Annotated in this window: 5 protein-coding genes; all 5 read left to right on the top strand. The window is 32.9% G+C overall.

What is annotated here, in order from left to right; translation table 11 throughout:
• Positions 1 to 15: 15 nt before the first annotated feature.
• Positions 16 to 372, top strand: a complete 357-nt coding sequence (locus COL3_RS21420) for an NADH-quinone oxidoreductase subunit A (RefSeq protein ID WP_008429893.1) — start codon at positions 16 to 18, stop codon at positions 370 to 372.
• Positions 363 to 872, top strand: a complete 510-nt coding sequence (locus COL3_RS21415; protein WP_008429890.1) for an NADH-quinone oxidoreductase subunit B — start codon at positions 363 to 365, stop codon at positions 870 to 872. Before COL3_RS21420 ends, COL3_RS21415 begins: the two co-directional genes overlap by 10 nt.
• Positions 865 to 1,302 (top strand): NADH-quinone oxidoreductase subunit C, encoded by a 438-nt coding sequence (locus COL3_RS21410; RefSeq protein WP_008429887.1) that lies wholly within the window; start codon positions 865 to 867, stop codon positions 1,300 to 1,302. Before COL3_RS21415 ends, COL3_RS21410 begins: the two co-directional genes overlap by 8 nt.
• Before the next feature lie 15 nt (positions 1,303 to 1,317).
• Positions 1,318 to 2,433, top strand: coding sequence for an NADH-quinone oxidoreductase subunit D (locus COL3_RS21405; protein ID WP_008429886.1), 1,116 nt, complete (start codon positions 1,318 to 1,320; stop codon positions 2,431 to 2,433).
• Positions 2,434 to 2,446: 13 nt separating this feature from the next.
• On the top strand, positions 2,447 to 2,757 hold a 311-nt coding region (locus COL3_RS21400), incomplete at its 3' end, for an NADH-quinone oxidoreductase subunit H (RefSeq protein WP_143327555.1).

Below are 2,757 nucleotides of genomic sequence, written 5' to 3'. Positions count from 1 at the left end.
TGAAAGGAGATAAAAATGATACAAGATTATTTGATTATTGGAATTTTTCTTATAGCCTCATTCATCTTTGGAATGGTTGTTTTATTAACAGCTTCCTTTGTAAGACCAAAGAAGCCTAATAAAGAAAAATTATCTACTTATGAGTGTGGGGTTGAAACCACTGGACCAACTTGGATTAGATTTAAGGTTAGTTACTTTATGTACGGACTTGTATTTCTACTCTTTGATGTGGAAACAGTGTTTTTATTGCCATGGGCAGTGAAATTTAAATCATTAGGATTATTCGCACTTTTTGAGATGGTTATTTTTGTAGGTATTTTAATCATTGGATTATGGTATGCGTGGAAAGAGGGGGCATTAGAATGGAAGTAAATTCAAATCAAGATAAATACATTCAAGAGCAAATAGAAAAAAATATTATTTTAACTAAATTAGATGATACTTTAAATTATTTTCGTGCTCATTCTTTTTGGCCTTTAACCTTTGGACTCGCATGTTGTGCTATTGAAATGATGGCAGCTGGAGGTGCTCGTTATGATATTGCGCGTTTTGGTTATGAAGTTTTTCGTGCTTCACCGAGGCAAGCAGACTTAATGATTGTTGCAGGAACAGTTACTGAGAAAATGGCACCTATAGTTAAAAAGATTTATGAGCAAATGCCTGAACCAAAATGGGTAATTGCTATGGGAAGCTGTGCAACTAGTGGTGGTCCTTTTGTAGATTCTTATAGTGTTGTACCTGGTGCAGATACATTTTTACCTGTAGATGTTTATATTCCAGGCTGTCCTCCACGTCCAGAAGCTTTAATTCATGGTCTTTTAACATTAAAAGAAAAAATTATTCATCCGAAAGAGGTAGGGATAAATGAGTAAAACTAGTGAAAATCTAATCTCAGAATTAAAAGTGGAATATAAGCAAGATATCGAAATTATAGAAAATGTGCAGATTGCTATCCATATAGAATTAGAGATATTTATGGATGTTATAAAAAAGGTAAAAGGTTATGGTTTTAATTTTTTAGTTGATTTAACAGCAGTTGAAGATGAGAAATTAAGCTGTGTTTATCATTTTATGTCATTAACAACTCGTGAGCTAATTAGAATTAAGGTAAAGCTTGATGAAAAACTTGAAATTCCATCATTAACCAAGTATTGGGTATCAGCAAATGTTCAGGAAAGAGAAGTTTATGATTTATTTGGAATTAATTTTACTGGTCATCCAGATTTAAGAAGGATATTATGTCCTGATGATTTTGTAGGACATCCACTTAGAAAAGATTTTAAGGTTGAAAAGCGAAGGTAGAAAGGAGGAAATTTAATGACAGAACATAATAAAGATTTACACACAGAAGAAATGACTTTAAATTTTGGTCCTCAGCATCCTAGTACTCATGGTGTATATAGAGCTATTTTTACTTTAGATGGAGAGCATATTGTTAATGTTGAAAATGTCATAGGATACTTGCATAGAGGTATGGAAAAGTTAGCTGAATCCAGAACTTATACTCAATTTATACCTTATACTGATAGATTGGATTATTTATCTGGAATGTTAAATGAATTAGGTTACGTACAAGCAGTAGAGAAGCTTATGGGTATTGAAGTTCCAGAAAGAGCTGAGTATATTCGAATAATCATGGCTGAATTGCAGAGAATTGCAAGCCATCAAGTTTTTTTAGGGAGTATGGCTCTTGATTTAAATGGGCATACACCTTGGATGTATTTTTTTAGAGATAGAGAAAAAGTATTGGATCTATTTGAGATGGTTTGTGGTTCTAGAATGACAACAAATTATATGCGTATTGGTGGAGTAAGCTACGATTTACCTGAAGAATTTATTCCAAGTTTAAGAAATTTTCTTAATGATATGGATAAAAGCTTTATAGAGTATCAGCGCATTATTACTGGCAATGAAATATTTGAAGCTAGAACTAAAGGTGTTGGAATAATTAGTGGAGAAAGAGCTTTAGCTTATGGTTTAACAGGTCCAAATCTTAGAGCATGTGGTATAGATTTAGATTTAAGGCGTGATGCACCATATGGTATTTATGAACGTTTTAAGTTTAAAGTAATTGTCGGAAAAGATGGTGACTGTTACGAAAGATGGATTATGCGTATTGGAGAAATGGAAGAGAGTATAAAAATAATTAAGCAAGCGCTAGAGCAAATTGAAGAAGGTCCTGTTCTAGCTAAAGTTCCGAGACTTATAAAACCGCCCAAAGGAGATATTTATCATCAAATTGAAGGTTCTAAAGGTACACTCGGATATTACTTGGTAAGTGATGGGTCAGATAAACCATATCGAATTCATATTCATGGTCCATCTTTTGTTAATATTGGTGCTTTTCCTGAAATGGCGAGTGGAAGTACAATTCAAGATGCAGTTGCAATACTCGCATCACTTGATCCTATATTAGGGGAAATTGACCGATAATTAGGAGGTAAAAATGGAGAATTTATTTATAAATATAACTGACTGGATAAAAGGGTTGATTTCCGTATTAGGAATACCAAATGCTTTAGTGAGTATCATTATGAGCATAGTTTATTTTATTGCTATTATAGCTTTTGTTTTATTAAATGCTATGTTTTTAATTTATTTAGAAAGAAAATTTTGTGGCTATCTGCAACAACGTCCTGGGCCTAATAGATTTGGGCCAGGAGGAATACTTCAAAGTGTTGCGGACGTTGTTAAGCTTTTAGGTAAAGAAGATATTATTCCAAAGAAAACGGATAAATTAGTCTTTGTAATGGCATC

The sequence above is a fragment of the Clostridium sp. LS genome (assembly GCF_002760435.1).
Taxonomy (GTDB): domain Bacteria; phylum Bacillota; class Clostridia; order Clostridiales; family Clostridiaceae; genus Clostridium.
Note: the sequence above shows the minus strand (reverse complement) of the source record. Positions and strands in the feature narration are given on the sequence as shown.

Excerpts from the sequence above, each read along its gene's own strand:
- COL3_RS21420 (WP_008429893.1), top strand. The coding sequence starts at position 16 with ATGATACAAGATTATTTGATTATTGGAATTTTTCTTATAGCCTCATTC.
- COL3_RS21415 (WP_008429890.1), top strand. The coding sequence starts at position 363 with ATGGAAGTAAATTCAAATCAAGATAAATACATTCAAGAGCAAATAGAA.
- COL3_RS21410 (WP_008429887.1), top strand. The coding sequence starts at position 865 with ATGAGTAAAACTAGTGAAAATCTAATCTCAGAATTAAAAGTGGAATAT.
- COL3_RS21405 (WP_008429886.1), top strand. The coding sequence starts at position 1,318 with ATGACAGAACATAATAAAGATTTACACACAGAAGAAATGACTTTAAAT.